Annotated in this window: 20 protein-coding genes; 5 read left to right on the plus strand and 15 right to left on the minus strand. The window is 60.8% G+C overall.

Annotated elements, in window-relative coordinates:
* Positions 1-97: 97 nt before the first annotated feature.
* Both glmS and ABRP66_RS00670 read right to left on the minus strand, forming a co-directional pair.
* Positions 98-1,969 (minus strand): glutamine--fructose-6-phosphate transaminase (isomerizing), encoded by a 1,872-nt coding sequence (gene glmS / locus ABRP66_RS00665; RefSeq protein WP_349838167.1) that lies wholly within the window; start codon positions 1,967-1,969, stop codon positions 98-100.
* A 225-nt stretch (positions 1,970-2,194) separates the two neighbouring features.
* Entirely contained in the window at positions 2,195-4,999 is a 2,805-nt protein-coding gene (locus tag ABRP66_RS00670; protein WP_284849847.1) for an FAD-binding and (Fe-S)-binding domain-containing protein, read from the minus strand.
* Positions 5,000-5,201: 202 nt separating this feature from the next.
* Here ABRP66_RS00670 and ABRP66_RS00675 point away from each other — a divergent pair, with 202 nt between their 5' ends.
* The gene (locus ABRP66_RS00675) at positions 5,202-6,035 is read left to right on the plus strand and encodes a dienelactone hydrolase family protein (protein ID WP_284796245.1); all 834 of its coding nucleotides are present in this window, start codon (positions 5,202-5,204) and stop codon (positions 6,033-6,035) included.
* 22 nt (positions 6,036-6,057) lie between these two features.
* On the opposite strand, the gene ABRP66_RS00680 is transcribed toward ABRP66_RS00675, so the two are convergent.
* The 4 genes from ABRP66_RS00680 to glmM all read right to left on the minus strand — a co-directional run bounded on the left by ABRP66_RS00680 (position 6,058) and on the right by glmM (position 9,880).
* The gene (locus tag ABRP66_RS00680) at positions 6,058-6,336 is read right to left on the minus strand and encodes a hypothetical protein (protein ID WP_284796247.1); all 279 of its coding nucleotides are present in this window, start codon (positions 6,334-6,336) and stop codon (positions 6,058-6,060) included.
* Positions 6,336-8,126 carry a hypothetical protein gene (locus tag ABRP66_RS00685; RefSeq protein WP_284770173.1) on the minus strand — a complete coding sequence of 597 codons (1,791 nt, stop codon included), beginning with the start codon at positions 8,124-8,126 and terminating at the stop codon, positions 6,336-6,338. The genes ABRP66_RS00680 and ABRP66_RS00685 overlap by 1 nt, the downstream gene beginning before the upstream one ends.
* Positions 8,126-8,440, minus strand: coding sequence for a hypothetical protein (locus ABRP66_RS00690; protein ID WP_034653448.1), 315 nt, complete (start codon positions 8,438-8,440; stop codon positions 8,126-8,128). Before ABRP66_RS00690 ends, ABRP66_RS00685 begins: the two co-directional genes overlap by 1 nt.
* Before the next feature lie 96 nt (positions 8,441-8,536).
* On the minus strand, positions 8,537-9,880 hold the full coding sequence (gene glmM / locus ABRP66_RS00695; protein ID WP_284796250.1) for a phosphoglucosamine mutase: 1,344 nt from the start codon (positions 9,878-9,880) through the stop codon (positions 8,537-8,539).
* A gap of 195 nt (positions 9,881-10,075) precedes the next feature.
* Here glmM and ABRP66_RS00700 point away from each other — a divergent pair, with 195 nt between their 5' ends.
* Positions 10,076-10,360 carry a hypothetical protein gene (locus tag ABRP66_RS00700; RefSeq protein WP_284770175.1) on the plus strand — a complete coding sequence of 95 codons (285 nt, stop codon included), beginning with the start codon at positions 10,076-10,078 and terminating at the stop codon, positions 10,358-10,360.
* Between the two features lie 15 nt (positions 10,361-10,375).
* Positions 10,376-12,001 carry a BCCT family transporter gene (locus ABRP66_RS00705; protein WP_502879898.1) on the plus strand — a complete coding sequence of 542 codons (1,626 nt, stop codon included), beginning with the start codon at positions 10,376-10,378 and terminating at the stop codon, positions 11,999-12,001.
* A gap of 329 nt (positions 12,002-12,330) precedes the next feature.
* Here the strand turns inward: ABRP66_RS00705 and rpsI are convergent, their stop codons facing one another.
* The 6 genes from rpsI to eccCa all read right to left on the minus strand — a co-directional run bounded on the left by rpsI (position 12,331) and on the right by eccCa (position 19,334).
* The gene (gene rpsI / locus ABRP66_RS00710; RefSeq protein WP_349838170.1) at positions 12,331-12,873 is read right to left on the minus strand and encodes a 30S ribosomal protein S9; all 543 of its coding nucleotides are present in this window, start codon (positions 12,871-12,873) and stop codon (positions 12,331-12,333) included.
* Positions 12,873-13,316 (minus strand): 50S ribosomal protein L13, encoded by a 444-nt coding sequence (gene rplM / locus ABRP66_RS00715; RefSeq protein ID WP_126318309.1) that lies wholly within the window; start codon positions 13,314-13,316, stop codon positions 12,873-12,875. Before rplM ends, rpsI begins: the two co-directional genes overlap by 1 nt.
* Before the next feature lie 385 nt (positions 13,317-13,701).
* Complete coding sequence (locus ABRP66_RS00720) at positions 13,702-13,989, minus strand: WXG100 family type VII secretion target (protein ID WP_005277116.1); 288 nt, start codon at positions 13,987-13,989, stop codon at positions 13,702-13,704.
* A 44-nt stretch (positions 13,990-14,033) separates the two neighbouring features.
* Positions 14,034-14,348 (minus strand): WXG100 family type VII secretion target, encoded by a 315-nt coding sequence (locus tag ABRP66_RS00725; RefSeq protein WP_284770177.1) that lies wholly within the window; start codon positions 14,346-14,348, stop codon positions 14,034-14,036.
* Between the two features lie 132 nt (positions 14,349-14,480).
* A complete protein-coding gene (locus ABRP66_RS00730) occupies positions 14,481-15,644 on the minus strand; it encodes a type VII secretion-associated protein (protein WP_349838171.1) in 1,164 nt (387 codons plus the stop codon).
* Positions 15,645-19,334: a type VII secretion protein EccCa gene (gene eccCa / locus ABRP66_RS00735; protein ID WP_284852472.1), complete on the minus strand. Its 3,690-nt coding sequence runs from the start codon at positions 19,332-19,334 to the stop codon at positions 15,645-15,647.
* A gap of 152 nt (positions 19,335-19,486) precedes the next feature.
* Here eccCa and ABRP66_RS00740 point away from each other — a divergent pair, with 152 nt between their 5' ends.
* Entirely contained in the window at positions 19,487-20,938 is a 1,452-nt protein-coding gene (locus ABRP66_RS00740; protein WP_284770180.1) for a ubiquitin family protein, read from the plus strand.
* The gene (locus ABRP66_RS00745) at positions 20,938-22,188 is read left to right on the plus strand and encodes a S8 family serine peptidase (protein WP_284770181.1); all 1,251 of its coding nucleotides are present in this window, start codon (positions 20,938-20,940) and stop codon (positions 22,186-22,188) included. The genes ABRP66_RS00740 and ABRP66_RS00745 overlap by 1 nt, the downstream gene beginning before the upstream one ends.
* Here ABRP66_RS00745 and eccB read toward each other — a convergent pair.
* From eccB to rplQ, 3 genes are all read right to left on the minus strand, one after another.
* Positions 22,185-23,468: a type VII secretion protein EccB gene (gene eccB / locus ABRP66_RS00750; protein ID WP_284770182.1), complete on the minus strand. Its 1,284-nt coding sequence runs from the start codon at positions 23,466-23,468 to the stop codon at positions 22,185-22,187. The two genes, ABRP66_RS00745 and eccB, sit on opposite strands and share 4 nt — an antisense overlap.
* Before the next feature lie 93 nt (positions 23,469-23,561).
* Positions 23,562-24,443, minus strand: coding sequence for a tRNA pseudouridine(38-40) synthase TruA (gene truA, locus ABRP66_RS00755; RefSeq protein ID WP_284869154.1), 882 nt, complete (start codon positions 24,441-24,443; stop codon positions 23,562-23,564).
* 421 nt (positions 24,444-24,864) lie between these two features.
* Positions 24,865-25,377, minus strand: coding sequence for a 50S ribosomal protein L17 (gene rplQ / locus ABRP66_RS00760; protein WP_284770184.1), 513 nt, complete (start codon positions 25,375-25,377; stop codon positions 24,865-24,867).
* Between the last annotated feature and the right edge of the window lie 4 nt (positions 25,378-25,381).

Here is a 25,381-nt window from a genome sequence, read left to right on the forward strand (position 1 = left end):
TTCCACCCGCGCGCTGAATTTACTGCAGCTACGCATAAAGCCCCTCTCCCGCCCCATGCAAACAAAGACGAGAAAGGGGTCAGAACCGCCGGAAAGGTTATTCCACGGTCACGGACTTAGCCAGGTTACGCGGCTGGTCAACGTCGTAGCCCTTGGACTTTGCCACGTGTGCGGCAAAGATCTGCAGGGGCACCGTAGCAAGGAGCGGCTGCATCAACGTCGGCGCCTTTGGCACGCGGATGACGTGGTTAGCGTAATCCTCTACCGCGGTATCGCCTTCTTCTGCGATCACGATGGTAATGGCACCGCGGGCGCGGATTTCCTGGATATTGGATACCACCTTGGAGTGCAGCGAATCGCGCCCGCGCGGGGAGGGCACGATGACGAATACCGGCTGGCCCTCCTCAATCAGCGCGATGGGGCCGTGCTTGAGCTCGCCTGCGGCAAAACCTTCTGCGTGCAGGTAAGCGATCTCCTTGAGTTTCAGCGCGCCTTCAAGGGCAACTGGGAAGCCCACGTGGCGGCCCAGGAAGAGCACGGATTCCGCATCCTTCATGGAGTTAGCCAGGTCGGCTACCTGCTGTTCTTCATCGATGACGCTTTGTACCTTGTCCGGCATATTGCGCAGCTCAGCCAGAACTCCCTGAATTTCATCGGAGAACATATTCCCGCGCAGTTGTGCCAAGTACAGGCCCAGCAGGTAGGTCGCGGTAATCTGCGCCAAGAAAGCCTTGGTAGAGGCCACAGCGATTTCGGGACCAGCGTGGGTGTAGAGCGCCGCGTCGGATTCGCGCGGAATGGACGAGCCCTGCGTATTGCAGATGGCAATGACCTTCGCGCCCTGCTGGCGGGCGTGGCGCACAGCCATCAGGGTGTCCATGGTCTCGCCGGACTGGGACAAGGCCACGACCAAGGTCTTCTCATTAACGATCGGATCGCGGTAGCGGAACTCGTGGGCGAGCTCAACCTCGGTGGGGATGCGGCACCAGTGCTCGATGGCGTACCGCGCCACATGGCCGGCATAGGCCGCCGTGCCGCAGGCGATCACGATGATCTTATCGATGGACTTCAAGACCGACTCATCGATGCGCAAGTCATCCAGGGTCAGCTGGCCCTGCTCATCAAAGCGGCCCAACAGGGTATCGCGCACGGCGGCAGGCTGATCGTGGATTTCCTTTTCCATGAAGGAATCAAAGCCGCCCTTTTCAGCGGCGGCCGCGTCCCACTTGATCTCAAAGGACTTGCCTTCGGTGGGATTGCCGTCGTAGTCAGTAATGACCACATCATCAGCAGTGATGGTGACTACCTGGTCATTGTCCATTTCCACTGCGGACTTGGTGTAGTCAATAAAGCCCGATACGTCAGAGCCCAAGAAGTTTTCACCCTCGCCCAAGCCGATGACCAAGGGCGAATCGCGGCGGGCAGCAACGATGCGATCCGGCTGGTCAGCGTGAATAGCCAGCAGAGTAAACGCACCGTCGAGGCGCTTTGCGGTCAACTGCATTGCCTTGGTGAGGTCACCTGCGGCGTCATTATGGAAAACATCGCCAAGCAACGCAGCGGCAACTTCAGTATCGGTTTCAGAAACGAAGTTGTAGCCCTTGTTCAAGAGCTCGGTCCGCAGCTCCGCGAAGTTTTCGATGATGCCGTTGTGCACCACAGCCAGCTTGCCGCCGTCAACGACGTGCGGGTGCGCATTGAGATCGGTCGGACCACCGTGCGTGGCCCAACGGGTGTGCCCGATTCCCAAAACGGAATCCTTCAGCGGACGCGCTGCAATCTCATCGTCCAAGGCAGCAACCTTGCCCGCCTTCTTCCGCCAGCTAATCTCCCCATCGGCGTACATCGCCACACCAGCGGAGTCATAGCCGCGGTATTCCAGTCTGTGCAGACCTTCCACGACTACATCCAGAGCGAAGTATTCGCGGTCACCGCTAGCTTGACCAACATATCCAACAATTCCACACATAAAAAGGAATCCTACCTCATTGGTCAACACGAACCGGGGGTTGGACTAGGGGCCTGTTATTTATGGCCACATACTAATTCAGGCCTTTTATAGTTACTGAAAACTGGTCTGCCCACCGCTAGTTTTCGCACCCTCGGTGAGCAGCCCTCCCGCGCTGCGGCTGGCTGAGGGCGCGGGAGAAGAAGGGGCATCGGCAAGCAGCCGCGCCCCTTCCCTACCGGACCGCTAGCGGGTGGCGCGCTCCAGCATCTCCAGGACGTGGTGGTAATCCTCGCCGGTGGCGCGGGTCATGCCCAGCTCACACGTGCGGTTGGTAGAGGCGTGATACTGCGCGCCCAGCTCGTGGACCTGGGCGGCCTCGGCGCGGGTGGCGGACTCCGTGAGCTCCGGGTGGAGCATGCCGCGGTCGCCGGCATAGCCGCAACAATTCCAGGCGGTGGGGATGTGCACCTCCGTAGCTGCGGCGCGGGCGACCTTTTCAACATCTCCCATCATGCCAAGCTGGAACGCCGAACAAGTTGGATGAATCGTCATGGAATCGACCGGCTGGGTGGTCTCAAGGCGCGGCAGCAGCGTATCGGCGGTAAAGCTCAGCGCATCGATGACGGTGATGCCCACGGATTCCAGCATCTCCTGGAAGCCGGCGGTACAGCTGGACGCGTCCACAATCACGGGAAGGCGGGCGTTATCGGTAGCCTCCATGACGGTCTCGCGCACGCGCTGCTCCATAATGTCGTGGCCCTTGCGCATGCCCTTTGAGGACCATGGCGTTCCACAGCAGAGCTTTTCGATGCCCTTGGGAACCTCCAGCGCTATCCCCGCCCGCTCCAAGACGGTAACGAAGGCTTCCGTCGCTCCCATGCCTTTGCCTTGCGGGGCGAACATGGAGTTTACGCAGGCTGGAAGGTAGATTCCCGAGGTCTCAGCGTAGCGATCGCCCACGCGCCCGGCCAGGCGCTCGCGGGACTTGCCGCCCTTACCTAACTCCGGTTGGTATCCCGGCACAGAATCGGGGCCGACGAGCGAGCGGGCCGCATCGGTGACCTTCGTGACCAGCTGCGCCGGCAACATGTGCGCGCCGGTAAGCGCCGTTGCCGCACCGCGGCTAGTAACCTGCCAATTCTTGGCGGCAGTGGACCAGACCTTTTCTTCTGCGGCCCCGGCCTTCTCGTGGCGCAGCTTCTTGATAAATTTACCGGTATCGATGCCCACTGGGCATGCGGTTAGACACATGGAATCCACGGCGCACGTATCGATGCCCATGTACTCATAAGCCTCATCAAGTTCTGCAACTAAGTGCGTATCGCCACTTTCCTGCGCCCGCTGGCGGGCACGGCGCACCACGATGCGCTGGCGCGGGGTCAAGGTGAGATCCCTGGACGGGCAGACCGGCTCGCAATAGCCGCACTCAACGCACGGGTCGATTTCCTCCTCCACCGTGGGGTTGAGCTTGATATTTGTAATGTGTGCATCGGGGTCATCGTCTAAGATGACGCCTGGGTTCATGGTCCCAGCGGGATCGCAGGCGCGCTTGAGCAACTGCATGACCTCGTAAAGCTCATCGCCGTACTGGCGGCGCACATACGGGGCCATGGCGCGGCCGGTGCCGTGCTCGGCCTTGAGGTTTCCCTCCGCCGAAAGCACCAAGTCAACCATTTCCTCATTGAAGTTGTTATAACGGCCAATGGCGCTATCGCCTTCGAAGCGGTCCGTTAGAAGGAAGTGGATATTGCCATCTTTCGCGTGGCCGAAAATGACCGCATCATCGTAGGAATAGCGGGTAAAAAGCTCCTGCAAGGAAGAACAAGTATCGGCCAAATCCCCCACCGGCACCACAACGTCTTCCAAGAGCGCCGTGGTTCCTGAAGGTCTTGCTTCTGCCACCTGGGCATACAAGCCCTTGCGGAAGTTCCACGCGGCGGTGCGGGTGGGAATATCGGCAGAAAACTCCGCCGGCGATTGGAGGTCCAATTCGCGCAAAAGAGACGAGCCCTTGTTTTCTTTTTCCCGCAGCTCTTCCTTGTCATCGGATTGGTACTCGATGAGCAGCGCGGCCTGTGAATCCACATCGAAGCCGGTAATGGCCTGCGGGACCTTATCGAATCCTTGGCCGACGCGAATAGAGGCAGAATCCATTAGCTCCAGGGTGGCGGCACCGGTCTCCACCAGGGAAGGCAGCGCCTTCGTAGCGGCGGAGAGATCGGTAAAGACCGCCACGGTGGTCGTCGTGAGGTCTGAAATGTTGACGGTGCGAAAGACCGCTTCCGCGATAAACGCGAGTGTTCCTTCGGAGCCAACCAAGAGGTGCTCAAAGAGCTTGACGGGGCTTTCAAAATCCAGGAAGGAATTAAGCCCGTAACCCATCGTATTTTTCAGCTGGAAGTGGCGGCGGATGATATCTACTGATTCCTGGTTATCGCGCACGCGGCGCTGCAGGCGGATCAGCGTATCCACCAGCTCGGGTTCTTGCGCTTGGAATTGCCGGTCCGCATCAGAGTCCGCGGTATTGATCACCGTGCCAGAAGGCAAGACAAAGGTCAGCGATTCCAATGTGTTGTAGGTATTGAACTCGGTGCCGCAGGCCATGCCGGAGGAATTATTCGCTACCACACCGCCGATGGTGCAGGCCGCCTCGCTGGCCGGGTCCGGGCCGAGCTTGCGGTTGCGCAACCCCAAACGCGCATTGACTTGGCGCACGGTCGCCCCTGGCTGCACGCGCACCCGCTTGCCGTCATCGAGGACTTCTATGCCCCGGAAATGCTTGCGCACATCCACCAGGTAGCCCTCGCCGGAGGCCTGGCCAGCCAAGGAGGTACCACCCGAGCGCAAGGTCACCGGAATACCGTGCTGCCGCCCCGCTTTGAAAATGGCAGCCACGTGTTCTGCCGAGCGCGCTTCAATCACGGCCTTTGGGGTGTAGAGGTAGTGCGAGGCATCGGAGGCATAGGCCACCCTGTCGATGATGCCGGTCTTTACCTCCGGCCCATCCTGCGAAAATAATTGGTCGATCTTAAGGGTGCCGGTAGTCATATGCGGCGACCTGCCTTCCCAGAGAAGCATAGAGAATGTTACCTAGTGCACATTTTCGCCTGCTTTCTCGCCGGCGCGCAAGTAAGGCAACCCATATAACTTCGGCGCCGCGCACCCCTTTTGGCCTCCGCGAATCCCCCGCATGTGCCACTCGCCACCCCTTGCCACCAGCACGGGGTGATCTTCATCTATCCTAGAATGCGTGTCTGCGAATTTGAATAAACACCTCGGAACATTATCGAAGCGTGGCCGCAACCGCGTGCTGGTTGGCGACCTCGATTATGCAGGTATTACCGGCAAGGTTTATACCCCTGCGGAAGGCCAAGGCCTGCCCGCCGTCGCCTTTGGCCACGACTGGATGCACAAAATCAAGGATTACCACGCCACGCTGCGCCACCTCGCCAGCTGGGGCATCGTCGTGGTCGCCCCCAATTCTGAGACCGGCATGTTCCCCGATCACCGCAACCTGTCTGCAGACATGGAATCTGCGTTGCAGATCGCCGCTGGGGTAAAGCTCGGAACCGGCAATATCACCGTATCGCCGGGCAAGCTCGGTATGATCGGCCACGGCATGGGCGGCGGCACCGCGGTTTTGAGCGCGGTTGATAACCCGAAGGTCAAGGCCGTCGCCGCAATTTACCCCGCCGTGACCGCCCCGTCCGCCGTCGAGGCCGCCCGCAGCCTCGATACGCCGGGCTTGGTCATTGGCTCTGGGCGCGATGATATTTTCAATGCCGGAAACCCCGCCAAGCTGGCCTATAACTGGCGCGGCCAGGTGGCCTACCGGGCCATCGATAAGGGCACGCAGGCCGGCTTTAGCGAAGATCGCTTCCGCAAATTGGCCATCGGTTCCGGCGCCTTCCAATCCGGCCCCACCGAAATCGCCCGCGGTCTCGTCACCGGCTTCTTGCTTTCCACCCTTGCCGGCGAGTCCGCCTATGACGGCTTTGCGGATCCTGAGGCGAGCGCAAAGAAGGTTGAAAGCTTGACCGGTGACGACCTGGCCGAGCGCGCCGGCGTTGCCCGCGATGACTAAAAGCTAACTCGCTGAACTAGGCCTATCCACGTCGCAGCACAGATTTCACCTGCCCCGATGCGTTATTGACACGCGTTGGGGCAGCACCATTTCGGCGCCACGTTCCAGCAGCTGCTTGCCGATGCCCCACCGCATCACCGTCCCTTCCCCCACGCTGCTCATTTTTGGCCTGCTGCACGGCCTTGGCCGTGGACTTTTCTAGCTCGTCTTGGGCCTTAGCCAGGCTTTTTTCAAATTCCAGCATGCGGCGAGCAGTGCGCTCGCGAAACCCCTGCGCGAATTCTGCAAAATCGTTATTCATTACCACTGCCCTGCCTTTCGTGCAGTCACGGATGGTTCATCTGAGCTTGGCTCTGGTGCAGGCTCAGGGGCTGGGGCTGGTGCCGGGGCCTGTGGCTGTGCAGGTTCCGGTGCCGGTGCTGGTGCAGGCTCAGGTTGAGGCTGCGGCTCTGGCGCAGGTGCTCCAGCTCCAGCGGCTTCCGCTGCCTGTAGGTGCTGCACCTTTTCTGGAGGCGGGGTCGGTTCTTCCACCTGAGAAAGCTCCGGAGGCGGCTCAATTGTTCCGTCTTCCGGGCACGGTTCAGGCGCGGGTTCGGGCTGCGGCTCAGGTTCTGGGCACGGCTCCGGTTCCGGTTCCGGTTCTGGTTCTGGTTCAGGACAAGGTTCTGGTTCAGGCTCCGGTGCGGGCTCGGGTTCCGGTTCAGGCGCAGGTTCCGGTTCCGGTTCCGGCTCTGGGCAATCTGCATCGGCGATATTTTCCAGGCACTCCGCAGCGCCTTCAATGATGAGACCTACGCCCACCAAAGCGATTCCTGCACCAACGATTCCCAAGCTGCCACTGCAGGAGGACTCGATGTCACAGGCCGCATCATCTTCCACGGCAGCCGGTGTTGTTGGTTCTTCTTCGCATTCAGAATCTTCCGGCTCAGGCTCAGGGACTGCGTCCTGTTCTGGCTGCGGTGCGGGGTGTTCCTGTTGTTCTGGTGGGCAGTCTTGTGGTTTGGGTTCCGGCTCAGGATCCGGATCCGCGTGCGCCGGGGTGGTCGTGGACTCGTTCTGTCGAGACGGCTCGTTTACGAAACCGCGGCACTGTTGGCACTGGCACCCGGAAGGGTGCTGCTCAGGTGAGGATTCAGGAGCCGGCTTCGGAGTCGGTCCTGGTTTTGGCTCCGGTTGCGGCTCGGGAGCTGGTTTCGGCTCGGGTGCGGATTGTGGTTGCGGTGCCGGCTTCGGTTCTGGCTTCGGGTCTGGCCTTGGCTCCGGGGTCGGCTCTGGCATCGGTTCCGGCTTGGGCGGGCACTCAGCGGTAGATGCGGGTTGCGTCGGCTGCGCTGGCTGTGGCGGGTTGGAAGTGGTGTCGCCCCCGCCATCGGGCATCGGACGCGTGGGAGCTGGCGTATCTGGGCACTTTTCCACTGGCGGTGGGCAGGAATCCTCCTCGGCCTCTGCCGGCTCGGGGCATTCCTCAGGAAGAGGCCGCTGACAGACACATTCGCAGCGGGATTCAAACTCGTCATAGCAGGATTCAATGGCATCATCGCGGTCCCGGCACGTGCTGGCGATGGAGTCATTGGTGTCATCGATGATCTTCGCACCAATGGTAGAGACGATGGGAATAATGAACTTGGCCAGCGGGTGCCTGGTAGCCACCATGGACAAGATATTGAGCAGTGGGATTACCGCAGAAATCAGCTCGGTGAGTGCGGTATCGGAGGTATCGACGACATCGGAAATAGCGCCCGAGCATTGCTTGGCAGAGTCAGTAAGCTGCTTTCCTTCATCGCGGTGGATATCAAAATCTTTTTGAATGCCGGTCAGGTGCTCGCGCAAGGTGCCATGGGCGACTTCGGAATCATCCGTGCGCAGAAAATCCGCAAACCCCGTGCCGCCGCCGTGCGGGAGATTTCCTCCCACCGCGGAGATGGTGTGGCGCAGTATGTTTTGTGGGGCGATTCCATCTACCGCGCTGATGAGCTCACTCAGAAGCCCCAATGGCATACTGGGGCCGGAATAATGTCCCAGGCAGGCCAGTTGGAACTGCGAAATGGCGGCGGAATAATCCCCTAAAAGTGATTTAGTCAGCGTACTCATTAGTCCACTGCCTTTCCGCTTTCTCCTGCAAAGGAGCGGCTAAAGCCGGCATCGTACGTGGCGAATGCGCGCATCTGATCGTGCGCTGCCTGGCCCGTGGCAGAGATATTGTCTAAGCGCCACGTTCCATTGTCATGAATGCGCGCGAGGATGCTGCGTATGCGCTCCCCGTGGCCGGAAAAATTCCGCCCAGCCGCGGCAACGGGAAAGTCTGGAACATCGGCGCGGTGGGCTTGGCGCTGTTCATCGTTGGCGCTTATAGCTTGTTGTAGTGCTGACATCGCCTCTGCGGGGCGAAGAAAAACCTCAGACATCGGTATAAATCCCCAAATCCATATGCGGTAAGTGTGCTCACCTTCATTGGACTGGGGTTTATACCAAATGGTTCCCAGTACTTCTTATTTTCCTGCCTATACCGAGGCGACGACGGCAGAAAGCCTGCCTGCCACCTTGCGGGCGTGTTCCTCTTCTGCAGCTTCCACCATGACGCGGAACAGCTCTTCGGTGCCAGAGGGTCGGAGCAGGACGCGGCCGGTCTCCCCGAGCTCTTCTTCTGCCTCCACGATGGCCTGCTTGACCTCGGCAGAATCCATGATCGCCGCCTTATTGGATACTGGAACGTTGATGAGCACCTGCGGCAATACGGTCATCACGGAGGCCAATTCCTTCAGGCTCTTTCCGGACTTGGCCATACGGGCCATGATGGAAAGGCCGGTGAGGGTGCCATCGCCGGTAGTGGAGTCATCGGGAAGCACGACGTGCCCGGATTGCTCGCCGCCCAGGGAGAAATCGCCGCGGTGGAGCTCTTCGAGCACATAGCGATCGCCCACCGCCGCGTGGCGGACCTCAATGCCTTGCTCCTCCATGGCAAGCGTCAGGCCCAAATTGGACATGACCGTGGCCACGAGCGTGTTAAAGCGCAGGTCATTGTCTTCCTTCATCCCTACTGCGAGCAAGGCCATGATCTGATCGCCATCGACGACGTTGCCTTCGGCATCGACGGCGAGGCAGCGGTCCGCATCGCCATCGTGGGCAAGGCCCAAATCGGCGCCGTGTTCAAGCACCGCTGCCTGGGCTTTTTCGATATGGGTAGAACCACAGTTCTCGTTGATATTAAAGGCATTGGGCCGGTGGTAAATCGGAATAACCTCAGCGCCTGCTGCTTCATAGGCACTGGGAGCGACCTTAGACGCCGCGCCATTAGCCGCATCCACGACCACCTTGATGCCGCTTAAGTCAGTGGATACGACTTCCTTGAGGTGCTCTAGGTAGCGCTCACGGCCATCGGGGGCCTCCGAGATAATCCGGCCCAACTTCGTGCCCGTTGGGCCTTCCTCAACGAGGTTATCCATCGCGGCCTGAATCTCATCTTCGACGCTATCCGGCAGCTTCTTACCGCCAGCGGAGAAGAACTTAATGCCGTTATCCGGCATCGGGTTATGGGAGGCAGAGATCATCACGCCGAGATCCGCTCCGTAATCATCCGTCAAAAAGGCGATAGCTGGGGTAGGAAGCACCCCCACGCGCACAACGTCCACGCCGCGCGACGCCAAGCCGGCGGCGATGGCGGCATCGAGCATCTCGCCCGATACGCGGGGGTCACGGCCGATGATTGCCAGTGGGCGGCGCTCATAAGATTCGCGCTGCGCAGTAAAGACCTCCGCAGCCGCTTGTCCCAGCGTCAAGGCCAAAATGGGAGTCAGTTTTTTATTCGCGAGGCCGCGAACTCCATCGGTTCCAAATAGTCGAGTCATGAAAACAATTATGCCCTGTAAGTCCCACCCGTTGCATGTTTGGGGCATCGGCAAGCGGGCTAATTAGGTAACCAACATCACGAAAAATGTCCTTGTGATAAAAAGCAAAATTTGCCTAAAGTCGTACTTTTTGGCATTTATATGAAATTGTTAGCTAGGTTATACTTCACTCTTTTGCCCTAGAGAGGATCAACGATGAACGAACCTAGATCTTCAGGTGACAAGTCACCTGAAACTACCTCGCAGAAGGCTCGCTCAGCCATTGCGAAAGCCGCTTCTGGGGAACGCGCTATTCATCCAGCCCTCATTCCCGGAGTAAGTGTCGAAAACACCCGCGCAGATTTCAAGACCAATAAAACCGTCTTTGCGGTGGCCTTGGCATCAACCTTCGCCATCATCCTGTGGGCCATCATCGCCCCAGATAATCTGGCCAGCACAGGAAGCACCATGCGGGCATGGGTCGTCCAAAACTTTGGATAGCTATTTACGATCATCATGATTGCCACCACGGCATTCCTGCTGACAATCGCCATCGCCCCAACCGGAAAAATTAAACTCGGCGCCGATGATTCCAAACCCGATTTCTCCCGCAACGCATGGATCGCCATGCTCTTTGCCGCCGGTATGGGAATCGGCCTGGTCTTCTACGGCCCGATGGAGCCGCTTGCCCTATTCTTGACTCCCCCGCCGTACCTTTCCGGCGTCGAATCCGGTAGCCAAGAGGCCATCCTTCCGGCCTTTGCCCAGGCGGTCCTGCACCATGCTACCTTGCCGTGGATGATCTTTGCGCTGGTGGGCGGTGCGCTTGCCTATGCCGCTTATCGACGCGGCCGTATCCCGCTTATTTCCTCGCTCTTTGAGCCGCTCATTACGGATTCGAATAACCGGGTATTTGGAAAGATCGTCGATATCTTCGCGGTATTGGTCACCCTCTTCGGCACGGCTACCCCCCTGGGTATCGGCGCGCTGCAGATCCGTACGGGTACCTCTATCCTTACCGGCAAGCCTTTAGAGGGCAACGGAATCATGGTGGTGATCATTACGATCCTCACCATCTTTTTCATTCTTTCCGCGATGTCCGGCATCAAGCGCGACATCCGCATCTTGTCCAATATCAACATGGGCTTGGTCATCGGCCTCGCGGTCTTCGTTCTCATCACCGGGCCGACGCTCTACATTCTGGACCTGCTTCCCGCCTCCCTTCTGCAATTCTTCAAGCACTTCGAAGACATGATGTCCCTATCCGCCTCCCAGGGTGAACCGGAGAAGGAATTCGTCACCGCATGGACCATGCTCTACTGGGCGTGGTGGATTTCCTGGTCGCCCTTCGTCGGCATGTTCATCGCGAAGATTTCCCGCGGCCGCACCATTCGCGAATTCGTCTTCGTCATCATGCTCGTGCCTACCACCCTGTCGCTTTTCTGGTACGTCATCTTTGGTGCCACGGCTATCAAGACTCACCTGGACGGTGATGGAATCGAGATTGAAGGTTCCGGCGAGAATGTGATGTTCGACCTCATGAGATCGCTACCGCTCTCTAGCATCACCACGGTCATCGTCCTCCTCGCTGTGGTCGTCTTTTTCAATACGGCCGCTGACTCCGCTACCAACGTCATGGGCTCTATGTCCCAATCGGGCCGACCGGTACCTTCGACCGCGATTTCTGCAATTTGGGGCGTTGCCCTGGGCGGCATTTCCCTGTCCCTGCTGCTTATCGCCGGCAAGGATGCGCTCAGCGGCCTGCAGTCCATCATGGTCTCCAGTTCACTGCCGTTTACCTTCATCCTCATCGGCATCATGGTGGCCTGGGGCAAAGACCTGGCACGCGATCCCGCTATCCTGCGCAGGAAATACGCCCATGCCGCCATTGAGCGCGGCACCCACCTGGGCCTCCAAGAACACAATGGCGACTTCGTATTCAGCTCGTCCGCCGTTCCAGAAACCCACGGTGCCGGGGCCGAAATTGAAAACGATGACCCGTACCTCCACGAGTGGTACACCATCAACGCATCGGATGAATACCTCGCAGAGCAGGCAACCCTCCGCGAAGAGCGCCGCGCCGAGCTCAAGAACTTTGCAAAGAAGAAGACCGAGGACAAGGCCGCAGAAGACGATGAATAACCTCCCTGTTTAACCGGTCCTCTCCCCTTAGGCCCTCAGCCCCTAGCCCGCCTCTCATCGCACTGCGCATTAGCACTCACTGCGATGAGAGGCGGGCTTTTCTCTGTTCCTACAGTCCGTGGTGCACTGCGGCGCGCGGGCTTCATCGTGGCCCTCGGCTGAGCGCTTTTGCCTCGCGCAAGGCTAATCTTCAAGAGGTTGGCCAGGTGGGGTTTGGCCGACCCAATCGAAGGGGGCATCGGCAAGAGCGAGAAAACGACAAAGCCGCCGCCTCCCAAAATGGGAAGCAGCGGCAGTGCACGGCGCTTGCGCGCGCAGTGGAAGCGAGATTAACGCTTGGAGTACTGCGGTGCGCGACGTGCCTTGTGCAGACCAGCCTTCTTACGCTCAACTGCACGAGCGTCACGGGTGAGCAAACCAGCCTTCTTCAAGGCGGAGCGATCAGCCGGGTTGTAGATGTTGAGTGCACGAGCGATAGCCAGGCGCAGGGCGCCGGACTGACCGGTCGGGCCACCACCGTTAACGGTGACCTTCAGGTCAAACTGGTTCTCACGGTCCAGCAGGGTCAGCGGGGTGAGGATGTCCTGCTGGTGCAGCTTGTTCGGGAAGTACTCCGCGAACTCGCGGCCGTTAACCACGATCTGGCCGGAGCCAACAACGAGGCGAACGCGAGCGACGGCGCGCTTACGGCGACCGACGGTCTGAATTGGGCCCTCGTGAACCGGAGCAGCGGCCTCAACCTCTGCCTCGGTCTCAGGGTTGGCGCTAGCCAACGAATCACCGATGGTGTTGGTGAACTCTTCGGTAGCGGCGCTTGCTGCAGCGATGTCAGCAGCCTCGGCTACATTGTTGTCGATGTTCTGCTCAGCCATTACTGTGCCACCTGCTTAAACTCGAAGGTTTCCGGCTTCTGACCGGCGTACGGGTGCTCATCGCCTACGAAGACGTGCAGCTTCTTGATGGAAGCGCGGGAGAGCTTGTTGTGCGGCATCATACCGGCAACAGATTCTTCGATAACGCGGACCGGGTTGGCGTCCAAAGACTGACCCAGGGTCATGGACTTCAGACCGCCCGGGTAACCGGAGTGGCGGTAGCGCATTTCGCGGTCGCGCTTGGTGGAAGAAACGTGAATCTTGTCAGCGTTGATGATGATGACGTGGTCACCGGTGTCAACGTTGGGTGCGAACTGTGGCTTGTGCTTGCCGCGCAGCAGGTCTGCCACGGTGGAAGCAAGCTTGCCCAGCACCACGTCAGTAGCATCGATGACGTACCACTTGCGGGTGATGTCACCGCTCTTTGGGTGGAAAGTAGACAAAATGACTCCTTGAAAGTCTGTCTCGGAACTGCCGGCCAGCGCTAAGCATCCATTCGCTTCCCAACAGCGGCCGGTGGAGACCTGCGGGAAGCGCTTCGCCAGCTGCTTGCCGACGAGCGAACACATAGGGCTACAACTTTAGCTGCTGCTGGCAGAAAAGACCAAAACGCCGAAACCGGCACCTTCTCAGAAAGAAAAGGTACCGGTAAAAGAGGTTCTAGGTGGCGGTTTCTGTGGTTGGTTTCTGCGGTTAGCTTCCGTGATTAGCGCGGTGCGGGGACGGCAGCTGCGTTCGCCTCCTGCCGGATGGATACGGGCACAGGCACCGCTCGTCCCTCCTACCGCGCTTGAAGAAGCAGGCTAGTTAGATACCGCCAACAGTGCGTTAGCCCCAGCTAGCGGCGGCGCGACGGTTGACATCGCTCATGGCGTCATTGCCCTGAGAGACGGTCTTGGAGATGGTTGCCAGCACGGTATTGAGTTCCTGTGCCGCCTTATCCCACTTGGCCTGCGCCTGGTTATAAGCCACTGCGGATTCACCTTCCCAGGTGCTCACCATGGGCTGAAGGCGGGATTTGAGGTCGGCCAAGGTGCTGTTGATGCGGCCGGAGGTGGCGTTGATATCAGCTGCGGCAGAAGAGATGGCGCCGAATTGGTACTTGATCTCGGACATGTGGAAAATGGTTCCTTTCGAAATTGCTGGTGGAGGTGGCTGGGTTACAGGGCTAGGCCGCCGCCAACCTTGGAGAAGGCCTCAGTGTTTTCGGCTTCGACGTTGTCAAAGTTGCGGGCATTGCTGCGGATGTTTTCAGAAATCGAGGTCAATGCCTCGCGCAGCTGCTGTGCGGAGGTGTTGTAGCGCTGCATCAAGTTATCGAATGAAACCTGCGCCTGGCCGGCCCAGCTGCCGCGGACAGAATCCACTACACCCTGTAGGCGGGTGAGCTCGCCTTGGACTTCGTCATTGGTGTTATCCACGCGGCCGGCAGTGGAGACCATGACATCGGCTTGTGTCTTAAAAGTCTGAGACATAACAGTGCGCCCCTCCTTAGGGCGGGAAGAGATGTTGAGTGTGATTTCCCCCGAAAAAGCTTCTGTGCTTTCTCACCGTTATTGGACTGAGCTCAGGGCCATATGGTTCCCAGTAAGTTAAAACTTTTCTGGTTATTTCTTACTCAGGGACTCGGTGGCCATCCGGCACGCGGCTTTTTGCACGGCATTGGCGTTATGGCGGGTATGGCACCCCACCGACATGTGGTGCCCGGTATCTTCCCAGATGGTCCATTCCACAACGGAGCCATCGCCGGGGTCTTCTATATAGTGCAAACGCCCTGCGTCCTCGGATACATCGCGCAGTTCCGGATCCCTATCCACCTGCGCTTTTATTTCATCAAAGAGCGCCTTGGCCGGAACGTTAAAAAGCGAGTCCGACGCTAAGAGGATCCTTAAATCAGGGTCTTTTCCTGAGGCGGTAACCAGTCCTTCCTCCACGGTGGCTTGAAATCCGGTGGGAAGGACAACGGAGAGCCCTTCAATATCGAGGCGTTTTTCGCCTGGGTTGAGCTCGCCATCACCGCCCGCGTCGCCAGCCGCACCGTCGCCATCATCGCTGCCACCGCCACCAGATTCTTCCGCCGACACGGAATCGGCGGCACTCGCAGCGGTGGTGCTTCCGGCAGTAGTACCGGTCTCGCCATCGTCTTCATCATTAGACGCATTCGCGCCCATAGCCCACCACGAGGCCCCAACGACGGCAAGAATCACCACGACGATCGCGACGTGGAACATATCGATGGCACCTATCCAACCGCGCAGCTTATCGCCCCACCGCGTGCCTGCTTCCTGCCCCTTGCCTGCTCGCGGGCCAGTTCCAGTTCCGGCTCCGGGTCCGGCTTCAGTCCCTGCCTCCGGAGCCGCTTCCGCGCGTTCCATGGGGACATCCATCTGGGCGGTCGGCGCGGATTCTGGGGCGGCCGCAACCGATTCAGTACTTCGTGCTGGAGTTGATTCCGGTGCGGGTGTTGCATCTTGCTGCTGCACGCGGGCGCCGGCTACATCGAGCTGGCGGGTCAGGATGGTCACCGCTTCCCGGGAGATAGCGGTGCCCGAGGGATCCGCGATGACGGATACGTCCACGTCCGGCCAAGCTGATCCAGCGATCTTCGCAATCTGGTCCATGACGTGGCCTAAGGCTTTGCCTTCTACGATGCCGGTTCCAGCGAGATCGTAGCGGTACACGGTTTCCGGGCCTTCAAAGACAGTGGCCGCATCCATGACGGTCACCGTAATTGTTGCCGGTGGCGCGGATGTAGGCGTATCTGTAGACATTTATTCTTTTCCTTCCCCATAGACCACCTGGGCAATTCCCAGGTTTTCGCCGCGGATGCTCCACTGCCCGCGGCCGGGCGGCTGGTGGCTGGGCTTGAGCCCAAAGATGGTGCCTTCGTCGCGGTCGGCATCGAAAAGCAGGAATGCAGGTTGCAGGTCGCGCACCGCGGAAAAGAATTGGCCGAACAGCGCCCGTCCGATGCCGCCGGATTTTCGGGCGATTACCATGTGCAAGCCGATGTCCCGCGCGTGCGGCAGAAGATCGATTAAGGGTGCGAGGGCGATATCGCTCACCAAGTCCGCATCATCAATCACCACATAAATATCCGGGCCCTCCCACCAATCGCGGGTGGCGAGTTGCTCCGGGGTGATATCCGGCCCCGGCAAGCGTTGTTCCAGCGTGCGCACGGTATTGACGATTTCCTCCTGCGCACTTGATTGCGTCGCGGCATAGGCCGCCACCATGTCCGGATCCAGCGTGCCCAGGTGAGCACGGCGCTGATCGATGACCACCAGTCGCGCCTCCTCCCGCGGAAGGCTACTAACCCCACGCATTATCTGTGCCAAGAAATTGGACTTGCCGCAGCCCTGGGCACCGATGGCAACTAGGTGCGGTTCGCGCTCCGGATTCCACGCCAAAGTGGAAAGGTCGCGCCCGCCGATGCCCCAGGGGATGCCACTAGTAGGTGCTTCGCCATGGGCGGCGAGCGCCTCTGGGGTCAGCACCGCGGGCAGCATCTTCAACCGCGGTGTGGGAACGGCGTTAGCATGCACGCGGCAGATATGGGCAATGTCTTGATTCGAGGTGTGGGCGAGCAGCATATTTTCGCCGGCCTGTGTCAGTCCCCTGCCCGGCGCGCTGGGCAGTTTTTGCTGCAGCTTGCGGTCAATGAGGGAATCGAGCGCCTCACCCAAGCGCAGCTCGAGGCGGTGGACTATGAGATCCCTAATCGCCGGGCGCATCGTGGTCCACCGGGAGGTCGCGATGACGACGTGGACATTGGCGGAGGCGCCGTCCGCAACGATATCCGTGATGGACTCAGCTATATCCTCAAACTCCGCGTTGGACGGGCCGATGTGGTGCCAGCCGTCGATAATCAAGAAGGTCTCGCGCGATTCCGGCCGGCGAATAAACCCGGCGACCTCGTCTACGATGCGGCGGATCTTCTCGCCTTCCTCGCGCCCGGCTACCCCGGCAACGTGCGGTAGCCGGTCTAGGGCGGTTAGCTGCCCGCCGCCCAAGTCGATGACGTAAAAGCGGATATCTTCCGGCCGCAGGTGCAGCGCCAGGGAGGAGACTATCGTCCGCAGCGCGCCAGACTTGCCGGATTGCGGTCCCCCGCACAAGGCAAGGTGGCCGCCGTGTTGGTGAAAATCGATGACTAATTGGTCTTGCCGCTGGTAGTAGGGTCTATCGATGATCCCAATTGGCGCAGACATTTCCGCTGCGGTGGACTCCGCGCCCTCCATCTCGAGGGACGATAGTTCAATGACCGGTGGCAGCGGAGGTAGCCAGATGCGGTGGGCCTCTTGGCCGCGTGCGGCAGCCTCTTCGCCGGCGGCGCGAACGACCTCAGTAAGAACCGATGTGGATTCATCCATTACCACCGCAGGAGAATTCTGTACAGCGGCATCGTCCTTCGCCCATCCCGTAAAAAGCTCCACCCGGCGCGGCGGGCCGGAAGGATTACCTTCCAGGTCCGTGGCCGCGTGCATCCCCGCGCCAGGTGCAGCCCGGCGCGCGAGCGGCCCTGATACGTAGGAGGCCTGAAACCGGGTGAGGTCCTCGGCATCGGATTTCAGGTAGCCGGCGCCGGGTTGGCCGGGGAGATGATACGCGTCGGTCACGCCAAGGACCTGGCGGGATTCGGCGGAGGAAAAGGTTTTGAGGCCGATTCTGTAGGACAAGTGGGAATCTAGCCCCCGCAATCGCCCTTCCTCGAGCCTTTGGGAGGCCAAAAGCAGGTGCACGTGGAGGCTGCGCCCCAGGCGCCCAACGGCAACGAAAAGCTCGGCGAAGTCGGGGTGTTGGCCCAAGAGCTCGGAAAATTCGTCCACGACGATGACCAGCGCCGGTAAGGGTCCGTAGTCCCGCACGGCATCCGCAGAGGCGTTGTACTCTCCCACATTGGCAAAGTTGCCGGCGGTACGCAGGAGTTCTTGGCGGCGGTTCATCTCCCCGGAAATGGCATCATACATGCGCTCTACCAGGGTGGATTCCTCTTCAAGGTTGGTAATGACCGCGGAGGTATGCGGCAGGCGGTCACAGCCGAGGAAGGTCGCACCACCCTTGAAATCCACCAACACCAGGTTGAGTTCATCCGGGCTATGCGTGGCGGCAAGCGCGGTAACCAGGGTGCGCAGGAGCTCAGATTTACCGCTGCCCGTTGCCCCGATGCACAGGCCGTGTGGCCCCATTCCGCCGTGCGCGGATTCTTTGAGATCCAGGGTTACCGGCTGCCCGATGGAATCGATGCCAATGGGCACCATGAGCCGCGAGGCACCATCGCGCCCGTGCCACATGCCGCTGGCGGCCAACTCATCCACGCCGCTGTAACCGAGCAGCCCCAGCAAATCATTGCCCCGGCGCCCGGAGGTGCTATCGGGTCGGCGAAAGACCGCCATCCGGCGGGCCATAATCGTGGCCGCGGCAGTGCCCAAATAATCGGGTGTGCCCAGTTCTTCCACGCCCGCTGCCGTGACCGCCTGCAGGGTATCCGCCGCGACGAGGCACAAGCCCTCTTGTTCTGCGCGCAGGCTCAACGCAGACGATGGCGCACCGCCTACTTCAATAACGGTGGTATAAGAATCGCTGTGGAAGAAGTCTTCGGTGCCGGTGGTCAAGAGGGCATCGACAAGCACGATGCGAAACCGCGCCTTGTCTGGCTCCCTAGTGTGTGGCAGCCATTTTAGCCACTCCCACTCGCCGCCAATAGCCTCGATCCCGATGGTCTCGGGGCCGTGCGCCAGGGCTAACTGCATGACGAGGGCGCGCACCGTATCGCGAGCATTATCGCCGGTAAAGGATAAAAACCTAAAAGCCTGCAATTGGATCACCACCGGGAGATCCGGCACGGTGCCCACCGCCTTGATGGCCTGGCGCATGCTCACCGCACAGACCGGGTCTAGGTCCTCGGTGGCACCGGAATCCGGGACGTTGATGGGCGTGCACAACGTGGTGGGCCCAGTGCCCACGCGCACCTCCAAGGCATCCGGATCATCAGGCCCACGCTCCCACATGCGCCGCGAGCCCACCAGCGGTTCCAGCCCCGCCGGATCCGGGTGCCGGTACAGCTCGTGCGCGCGCTGCGCACCGGCATTGTCCAGGGCCTTTTCCCGCAGCGCCTTAATGTGACGCAAGTAGGTCCGCCGGGTTTCATCCGGGTCCTGCCCGCTATTTTGCGGCCCAAACATCATGGCCATGCTGGCCAGCATCATGAGCGGAAACATCAGGGATACCGGGCTGATATGCCGCGAGTCGCCCGCGCCCAGCACCATCAGCGCCACCATGCCCAACATTGCGGCAATCATCACGATGGGCAGTAGCAAGCGCACCAAGCGCACCGGCTGTGGGCGCACCGCTTCTGGAACTTCTTCTGACTCGATGGTGCCGGTGGGAAGCGGCGGTGGCGCGTCCCTGAGCGGCACGGTCAATGGCTCCACGATGTGGGTTTCCCCGATCCCAAGCATGGGTAAAATCCTCCCCCGATCCACACGCTTAGCGCTCTTGGCCCCCTGCCAAGATTCCCCGCGCTGCGGTGGACACGACGCCACCAGTAAGCCACAATATGTGACATTGGGCAAGGGGGACGCCCACAATCATGAGACAATTCGGGGGAATTATGACCGCTCCAACGGCGCATCACCTGCGCCTTACCATCCGCATCCACGCTGATTCCTTTCACAAGGAAGCAGACGTGGCATTGCCGTTAAGCTCCAGCCTGGGCGAGCTCATGGCAGAACTTACTGACCTTGTCGATGCACCCGCGATCGCCTCGCCGTGGCGCGCCAGCACGGCATCTGGGCGCACCATCGACTTCACCGCACCGCTTGCCGCCACGCCGCTTGCGGAAGGCTCCATCCTGGTGCTCGCCCCGCGCGAGGAGCGGCCCGCGCCCGTCATCCGCGATGCCGCCGAATCCCTTGCAGCCCAAAGCCACGACGACACCACTTGCGCCATCCCGATCGTCTGGGCGTGGACTGGGCTTGGTGCTGCCTTCGCCGTGGCCTGGGTGCTCTCGCTCCCGGCGGTGGCCTGCGCCGGGCTCGCCGTCGCGGCCTTCGTGCTCGCCCTGTGGACGCGCGCGCTATCCCTCGTCATGCTCGCCCTGGCAGCAGGGGCGGCGAGCGGATGGGCGCTTATTTCGCCCGCGCTTGCCGATGCCCCCTATGCCGCCCTCACCGCCAGCGCCACCCTCCTCGTGGCCTTATTAGCCTGCCACCTCACCCGGCTGAGCACCGTACGGATAACCTCTGGCGCGCTCACCATCGCCGGCTTAGTGCTCATAGCGGCCGTGAGCTACCTGCTTCCTGGACTGAGTGGCAATTCGGGCATCGGCACGAGCCACGGCACCGCGGCGGCCGCGGGCACCGTTATCGCTGGAGTCATTTTGCTTGCCACCGCCCCCGCGCTGACCATCGCCACCGCGGGGCTCAAGGTGCCGCAATTGCCCACCGCGGGCCAAGACCTCGCCGTCTCGGATGAGCGCCAGCCCGACGTAGCCGATCGCGCCACCCGCGCCGGGTACGCCTACGAGGGCATCTGCTGTGGAATCACGCTTTGCCTCATTCCAGCGCTAATCGCGCTCAGTTTCACCGGCACGGGCACCCTCGTAGCCACAGACGGCACCGTGGGTGACGCAGGGTCCGCTGCTCCTACCATCGGCTCTCGCATCGCCATGCTTTTCGGCACCGGTCTAACCGGGCTCGGCTTCGTCCAAACGCTCTGCGTCTCTGTTGCCGGAACGGTGGTCATGCACGCCGCGCGTCACGGTCGCGTGCTTGCCAGCTGGGCGCTCATGCTCGTTGCCATGGTTGCCTGCCTCACTGCCTGTCTGTGCGCCGTGCACGCGATTGCCGCCGATGGGCTTGCCGGCGCCTGGGCGCCGACGGCGGTCGCCACTCTCCTGCTTGCCGCGATGCTCAGCGCCCCACTGTGGGCGGCCAAAATGAGCGAGGTGGAACCAACGACCATCGCCTGGTTTGAACGCCTTGAGTCCCTGACCATCGCCGCCTGCCTGCCGCTTGCCGCGCACCTCGCCGGGATCTTCGAGCTCATTCGGGGGCTGGGATAATGCACCACACTCACTCACGGCGTTCTTTTGCACTACCTAGGTTTAGCGGCAGTTCTGGAATTACTGCTTGCGCGCTTACCGCATGTGTCCTCGCCGGAACCGGAGGCTTCATCACAGGAGCTCCGACCGCTCCCATCGCAAGCGCGCGGGAACCGGACCGGGAATGCGCCACCGCGCATCCATCTCCCCTAGCGCCAGAACCTTCCGAGGACCAGCGCGCCTACCGCTCCCAACTGCACTCCTTTGCCACGGGCCAAGGTGTAACGGTAGCCGTCATCGATACCGGGGTTGCCCATCACGATCAGCTGCCAAATCTTACTACAGGCGCGGACCTGGTCACTCCGGAAGAACCGGATCCGCACCGGGATTGCGACCTACACGGCACCGTCGTAGCCGGCGTCATCGCAGGCCACGATATCGGCATCGCCCCGCGCGCCGAGCTCCGCGCCATCCGCCAAACCAGCGCGCATTATCGCCAATACGGTGACACGGCCGGCGACGCCGATGAAGACAGCACCACCGGTTCACTCGACACGCTGGCCCGCGCCATCGAGCATGCCGTGGAAGACAACGCCCGGGTGATCAATATTTCCATCGTATCCTGCGTTCCAGAGAGTACCGCTCAACGCATCGATAGTTCCCGGTTAGATGAGGCACTTAACCGCGCAGAAGATGCCGGTGCCGTAGTCATCGCTGCCTCCGGCAATATTTCCTCCGGTACCTGCGAAGAAGGCGACCACGTCTTTCCCGCGGACTCACCGACCGTACTATCCATTAGCGCCCAAGAGGATGCCCACGCACTTGCAGAATACTCGCTCACGCCCGCCGATGGCCCACAACTATCCGCCCACGGATTTGTGCCGTTAGCGCTGAACCCCGCCGGTGGCTGGGCAGACGGAAAGAACCAAGAGGATTCCCTGGCGCAGTTCCACGGCACCTCCTTCGCAGCACCGGTAGTCAGCGGCACCGCCGCCTTAATAGCCGAGCGCTATCCAGAAGCCAGCGCTGCCGATATACGCCAACGGCTCCTCTCTGCCGGCGAACCCGGCAACGGTTTCATCGATCCGCTCGCCGCCCTTACCCATATCGATGGCGAGTACGCCGCACCCGCGCGCGATCTCACCATCCAACCCACCAAAGAGGAACACTCCTCCGCAGCGAGCCGTGCCGGTTGGGTGCTCGGCGGGTTAGTCCTGCTGCTGACCGGCCTGGCGGTTGCCCGCGGGCTTCGCCGGCCCAAGTCCGCCTAGCGGCTGACCTGTAGTGCTTCGTCTCGGTCCAAGCGCGAGGCCTCTGGCAAAAGCCGGATGATTTCCCACGGAACCTCGGCTCCTATGCCAGTGCCGAGGGCCTCCAAGAGTTCTTTGTTATCGACCGCATGGCGCTGCCCCGTCGGCGAGACAACGTGATAGCCATGCCCGGTATCCACGCCAACTCCTCCGGCCGATAGCCCACCAAAACGATCCGCTACGCCTTCACCGGCGAGCGCTACCGTTCCGGGGTTCTCAGTCACCATCGCTGCCCCACCGTCGCTATCGGCACACATCCAGCCTTCATCTGGGTCAACGAAGTCGAAGGTGGTGGCGGGCAGGCGGAAGTTTAAGGGGGCATCGGCAAGCGCGCCTACCTCTTGTGGTGAGGCTTCTTTGCGCGTCGCACCGTAGCTAACCAGTATGTCAGCCTGAGTGGCGGAGAGCTCGGCGACGCCGTCGTCCGTCCGGGCCCACTGACCCTGCCCGGTATCCATAATGTCCGGCAGCGGATCGGGAAACGTAAGCGGCGGCTGCTCCGCAAAGGCATTGAGCAACTCCGCGGGGACGGGCCAGGAATGGGTGCTCCCGTCGATGCCAATCCCGCGGCGGATGACCCGGCCCTCCGTGCTCTGCGCATCGGGCAAGCGCACGCGCCCGTCCGCGGTGAGCAGCCACTGCACACCATCCGTTTCTGCGAGCGCGGCGCGCTTCTCCCCAAAGCCCTCCTGTGGCGGATCCGCCACCACGATGACCTCTTCTTTGGCTACTTGTTGGCCATCGATGCTGGTGAGATTATCCGCGGGCTGCTCATCGTGCTCGGCAAGGCACGCCGCCCACGAGCGCTGCGGTGTCTCGCCCGGGGCAGCCAGATACCCGGGCGCATCCGAAATCCCCACCGGCGTGCCTAACGAGGCCTCGCGCAAATGCTCGTCCCCAATGGTCTGTGCCTCGGCCGCCTCGCCGGCGATAATCCGCGCGGAAGAGAGATTGTAGACGGGGTGATACGTATCGTTGACGTCCACGAAGAGCTGGCCCTGCTCCGAGCGCACGATGGGCGCATCCCCTGGCTGCGGGCTCGGCTGCAACCAGGCCAAAAGACCAGAGCCGACCGCCAAAAAGGCCACGCCTACTCCGCCGAACATCATCGCCTTGCGGCGGCGGGCCAGCGGATCGTGGATCATGCGGGTATCGCCCAATACGAGCCCGTGTTCCACGCGGCGGCGTAAAAATTTATGGCCCGAGACTTGGGCCTTGGTCGTTGGCAATGGACGTGCCATGAATTTCCCCCCGAAAATTCCCCGAAAAGTCTAAATAAACCCAGACCTCAGGCTAGCGCAGGCGCCACGGCCCTGCCACTTGGCAGCGTGTGCTCACAGAACGGTGCGCTTTTCTCGCGTCACGTCTGCCCGCGCGGACATTTCGCTGGGTTCCGGGTAATCCACCTGGACTAAAGACAGGCCCTTCGCCGGCGCCACCGGGATGCGAGAGGAGCGCTTTGTCTCCTGCAGCAAGGCCGCGGCGAAGTCGACGTTCCTGCGGCCTTCCCCAACACTTAAGCAACAACCCACTAAGGACCGGACCATCGACCAGCAGAAGGCATCCGCGGTCACTCGGGCTTCAAAGAGCTGCGGTTCCTCCTGCGTCGATACATCCCGCCAGCTAAATTCCTGTAATTCGCGAATGGTGGTGGCATTTGGCTTGGCCTTGCAAAAGGCCGCAAAATCGTGCAAGCCCACCAAGACGTTGGCCGCGTCCTGCATGGCATCGATATCTATCGGTTTGAACCATTCGGCCGTATCGCGCGCCCTTGTCGGCAACGCACCCCGCTGGCTAGTGGTTATCCGGTACACATAATGCCTGCGCAGCGCGGAAAATCGGGCATCAAAACTGTCTGGCGCGAACTCGCAGCCATGCACCCGAACGTCTTCCGGCAACAACTTGGCAAGCCTGCGCACCAACTTCCCGGGATCATTTGCTACGGACCGTTGCTCCAGCATCTCCTGCGGCACATCCACGTGCGCCACCTGCCCGCGAGCATGGACGCCCGCATCCGTACGCCCAGCTACCGTCAGCGGTACCTCCGTGCGAGCGATCATTGCTAGCTGCTCCTCGAGCACGCCTTGGACGGTGCGCAGTCCGCCCTTTTGCCTGGCCCAGCCGTGAAAATCGGTGCCGTCATAGGCCAGATCTAACCGGAGCCGAACGAATCCTTCTGCTGGTCCCTCATCTGCGATCGCTGCTGCTTCAGTCATGGTGGACCTAATGCTACCGGAGGCATCGGCGAGTTCCCGAAATGTGCAACCTCTCCTGCTACACCTCCCCTGTTCGTTTTGAGCAGAAAATGCAATATCTGAAGGCCGTATTTGCTCAGTTATTGCAGTGGAGGATGCGCATAGGAGGTTGAGCGTAGGAGGTTGTACATAGGTGTCGTCGTGCATTGGAAGATGCGTGGTCCGCTGCATGGCGAAGCCGCGCGATGGAGCGGGACGAGGGAGCGGGACGAGGGGGGTGGGACCAAGTACCTGAGGCTCCAAGTTCAAAACGACAAAAGCCGCCTCCCCTGTCTCTTCGTAAAGAGAATGGGAAGGCGGCGATTATGCGCTACATCTGCGAGTAGGGACTGCAATCCACGCAGGGCGTTAGGGCCTGCGCGAATTCAGTGGCCGAGGGAGATTACTTCTCCTCGGACTCCTCAGCAGAGGTGTTCTCAGCAGCGGTGTCCTCGGCCGGAGCTTCGGTCTCCGCAGCCTCGTCTGCCTGAGCTTCTTCAGCTTCAGCGGCCTTGGAAGCGGCAGCGCGGGTAGCGCGGTTAGCCTCGGAGGTCACGGTCTCCTCAAGAACGAGGGAGATCTGGGACATCGGGGCGTTGTCACCGGTGCGGTTGTCCAGCTTGATCGTGCGGGTGTAGCCGCCCTCACGGTTCTCAAACTTCGGTCCGACCTCGTCGAACAGGTGGGAAACTACATCCTTACGCGGGATGAGCTTCAGCACTGCGCGGCGGTCAGCGATGGTGCCGGACTTAGCCTTGGTGATGATCTTTTCGACGTACGGGCGAAGAACCTTCGCCTTGGCATCGGTGGTCTTGATGGCGCCGTGCTCGATCAGGCTAGCTGCCAAGTTGCTCAGCATGTGAGCTTGCTGCTTGGCGGAGCCACCGAGACGGGCACCCTTCTTCGGGGTAGGCATTGTT

The organism is Corynebacterium sp. KPL2680 (assembly GCF_040225675.1).
In the GTDB taxonomy this organism is placed as follows: Bacteria; Actinomycetota; Actinomycetes; order Mycobacteriales; family Mycobacteriaceae; genus Corynebacterium; species Corynebacterium rhinophilum.

Bases quoted from the DNA above. Each gene is read 5' to 3' on its own strand.
- ABRP66_RS00725 (WP_284770177.1), bottom strand. From the start codon at position 14,348: ATGTCTCAGACTTTTAAGACACAAGCCGATGTCATGGTCTCCACTGCC.
- ABRP66_RS00700 (WP_284770175.1), top strand. From the start codon at position 10,076: ATGAACGAACCTAGATCTTCAGGTGACAAGTCACCTGAAACTACCTCG.
- rpsI (WP_349838170.1), bottom strand. From the start codon at position 12,873: ATGGCTGAGCAGAACATCGACAACAATGTAGCCGAGGCTGCTGACATC.
- glmS (WP_349838167.1), bottom strand. From the start codon at position 1,969: ATGTGTGGAATTGTTGGATATGTTGGTCAAGCTAGCGGTGACCGCGAA.
- eccB (WP_284770182.1), bottom strand. From the start codon at position 23,468: ATGGCACGTCCATTGCCAACGACCAAGGCCCAAGTCTCGGGCCATAAA.
- eccCa (WP_284852472.1), bottom strand. From the start codon at position 19,334: ATGCTTGGGATCGGGGAAACCCACATCGTGGAGCCATTGACCGTGCCG.
- glmM (WP_284796250.1), bottom strand. From the start codon at position 9,880: ATGACTCGACTATTTGGAACCGATGGAGTTCGCGGCCTCGCGAATAAA.
- ABRP66_RS00720 (WP_005277116.1), bottom strand. From the start codon at position 13,989: ATGTCCGAGATCAAGTACCAATTCGGCGCCATCTCTTCTGCCGCAGCT.
- truA (WP_284869154.1), bottom strand. From the start codon at position 24,443: ATGACTGAAGCAGCAGCGATCGCAGATGAGGGACCAGCAGAAGGATTC.
- rplQ (WP_284770184.1), bottom strand. From the start codon at position 25,377: ATGCCTACCCCGAAGAAGGGTGCCCGTCTCGGTGGCTCCGCCAAGCAG.
- ABRP66_RS00705 (WP_502879898.1), top strand. From the start codon at position 10,376: ATGATTGCCACCACGGCATTCCTGCTGACAATCGCCATCGCCCCAACC.
- ABRP66_RS00730 (WP_349838171.1), bottom strand. From the start codon at position 15,644: ATGTCTACAGATACGCCTACATCCGCGCCACCGGCAACAATTACGGTG.
- ABRP66_RS00740 (WP_284770180.1), top strand. From the start codon at position 19,487: ATGACCGCTCCAACGGCGCATCACCTGCGCCTTACCATCCGCATCCAC.
- ABRP66_RS00680 (WP_284796247.1), bottom strand. From the start codon at position 6,336: ATGAATAACGATTTTGCAGAATTCGCGCAGGGGTTTCGCGAGCGCACT.
- ABRP66_RS00690 (WP_034653448.1), bottom strand. From the start codon at position 8,440: ATGTCTGAGGTTTTTCTTCGCCCCGCAGAGGCGATGTCAGCACTACAA.
- ABRP66_RS00670 (WP_284849847.1), bottom strand. From the start codon at position 4,999: ATGACTACCGGCACCCTTAAGATCGACCAATTATTTTCGCAGGATGGG.
- ABRP66_RS00745 (WP_284770181.1), top strand. From the start codon at position 20,938: ATGCACCACACTCACTCACGGCGTTCTTTTGCACTACCTAGGTTTAGC.
- ABRP66_RS00685 (WP_284770173.1), bottom strand. From the start codon at position 8,126: ATGAGTACGCTGACTAAATCACTTTTAGGGGATTATTCCGCCGCCATT.